This is a genomic window from Pseudomonas sp. FSL R10-1350 (assembly GCF_009600525.1).
Taxonomy (GTDB): domain Bacteria; phylum Pseudomonadota; class Gammaproteobacteria; order Pseudomonadales; family Pseudomonadaceae; genus Aquipseudomonas; species Aquipseudomonas helleri.
On sequence record NZ_WIVR01000138.1, the window covers coordinates 1 to 2,174 of the forward strand.

4 protein-coding genes are annotated in these 2,174 nt (G+C 65.1%); all 4 read right to left on the reverse strand.

Going from position 1 to position 2,174, the window contains the following annotated elements; translation table 11 throughout:
* A partial coding sequence (locus GHO25_RS27000) for an FAD-dependent monooxygenase (protein ID WP_372240979.1) occupies positions 1–85 on the reverse strand: 85 nt, incomplete at its 3' end.
* Positions 78–632: an OsmC family protein gene (locus tag GHO25_RS25430; RefSeq protein ID WP_048367688.1), complete on the reverse strand. Its 555-nt coding sequence runs from the start codon at positions 630–632 to the stop codon at positions 78–80. The genes GHO25_RS25430 and GHO25_RS27000, both read right to left, overlap by 8 nt.
* A 78-nt stretch (positions 633–710) precedes the next feature.
* On the reverse strand, positions 711–1,478 hold the full coding sequence (locus tag GHO25_RS25435) for an ABC transporter ATP-binding protein (RefSeq protein ID WP_153393318.1): 768 nt from the start codon (positions 1,476–1,478) through the stop codon (positions 711–713).
* Positions 1,475–2,174, reverse strand: a 700-nt coding sequence (locus GHO25_RS25440; RefSeq protein ID WP_153393321.1) for an ABC transporter permease, incomplete at its 5' end; no start/stop codon positions are given. The genes GHO25_RS25435 and GHO25_RS25440, both read right to left, overlap by 4 nt.

Below are 2,174 nucleotides of genomic sequence, written 5' to 3' on the forward strand. Positions count from 1 at the left end.
GGCCCGCACGCACCAGTTCGTAGGCGCACGACAGCCCCGCAGGCCCGCCGCCCACGACCAGCACCGAGTGCTCGTTATCAGCCATGGGTGGCGCCGCCAGTGTGTTGAACCTCCACCGTCAGCGGCACCGGACGCATGATGGTGTCGGGGATCGGCGCGGTCGGCAGCAGCTTGGCCAGCAAGGCGTCGACGCGCTCGGAGGATTCTTCGGTATCAATCAGAACCTGCACCTGGATGCTTTCAAAGCCCGGGTTGCCGCTGGTCACGCCAAACGCGGCACGAAAATCCACCCGCCCGGAAACGTCCAGCACCAGGCTGTTGACCTTGACCCCGGAGGCCGACAAGCCGCCGATGTAAGTGGCCGCGAGGCAGTTGCCGATACCGGCCAGCAGCAGTTCCTGAGGCGTTGCACCCAGCCCGGCGCCACCGTAGGCGCACGGTTCGTCGCCGTGCAGGACTGCGCCGGACTTGACCGTGGTCTGGGTCTGGTAGCCCTGGGTCCACTGCACGGAGGTCTGGTACAGCGGGCGGGCAATGTCACCTTCGCCATCGGCACGAATGCGCTCGCGAACTTCGCGGCCAGCGTTGACGTGCAGTCCGTTGATGGTCACGCGGTGTGTGGTTTCACTCATGGTCTTTGCTCTTCAAAGGGCGGCGTATCGGTCGAATGACCGGGTGCCAATCAAGTAAGTCGGGAGGTCCCGTGTTAACTAAAAGTGCTCGGCCAGCCGGGTTTCGTGGGTCAGGAACGCGTCCAGCCGCTCTTGCAGGTCAAGCAGTGCTTCCGAGCGCCCGAGACGCGGGCGCGGCATGTCGATTTCGAGGATCTGCGCGATGTGCCCGTGGGGCGCGCTGGCCATCAGCACGATGCGGTCGGCCAGCAACAGCGCCTCTTGCAGGTCGTGGGTGACCATCAATACAGTGGCGCCGCTGCTGCTCCAGGCGCGCAGCAGTTGCTCCTGCATCAAGCGCCGGGTCTGAGCGTCCAGTGCTGAAAACGGCTCGTCGAGCAGCAGCAAACGTGGCTCCAGCGCCAAGGCCCGGGCCAACGCAATGCGCTGGCACATGCCGACCGACAACGCGCCGGGCCGGTGCTGGGCGAACTCGGCCAAACCGACCTCGGCCAGCAATTGCCCGGCGCGCCGGTTGGCGTCTTCGCGGTTCAGCCCACGGTTGAGCAGGGCGATGGCGATGTTCTCGGCCGCACTCATCCACGGGAACAGGTTGTTCTGCTGGAAGATCAGCGCGCTGTCGGGTTTGTTGCCCGTCAACGCCTGGCCGTCATACAAAAGGTGCCCGGTGCTGGGCTGTTGCAGACCGGCGGCGATGTTGAGCAAGGTGCTTTTGCCGCAGCCACTGCGCCCCAGCAGCACGGTGAAGCTGCCCGCCTTGATGTCCAGATCACCGACATCGACCCGCGTCCCGCCTTCAAACTGCTTGCTCAGGCCACGAAAGCTCAGCGTAGCGCCCCGGCTCATGACGACCACCCGCTAAAACGGCGCCCGAGCAACAGCAACAGGCGATCCACCACAAAACCCACAGCACCAATGGTCATCACGCCCACCATCACCAACGGCATGTTGTACATCTGCTGGGCCATGATGATCATGTAACCCAGCCCGGAATTGATCCCCGCCATTTCCCCGGCCAGCACCGCCATCCACGCGCCGAAAAAGGCCATGCGCAGGCTGGTCATCGCGCTCGGCGCAATCGCCGGCAAGCGCACCCGCAACCAGATTTGTTTGCGGGTGCAGCGCAGGTTGTGGGCGATGTTCAGGTACTGCGGGTTGATGGCGTCCAGCGCGGCGCTCAGCGACAGCGTCATGGTGCCCAGCACGGCGAGGAACACCACGAAGACCGCCGCCTGGCCACCAATGCCGATCACCGCGATGGTGAAGGGCACCCAGGCCACCGGTGAGATCGGCGCCAGGGTTTGCACCAGTGGCAGGATCAAACGGCGCAACAGCTTCACTTCGGTGATCAGAACCGCCAGCACCAGCGCCGCCAGGCTGCCGGCCAGCAACCCGCCGCTGACCCGCATCAAGGTCACCAGTAAGGCCTCGAGCAAACCGCTGCGCTGCTGGCCGAAACCCACCACCGCCTCACCGGAAAACGCATACGGCAGCGTCACACTGGGCGGCGGCAGCACGCGGCCGTCCAGCCAGCCGACCTGC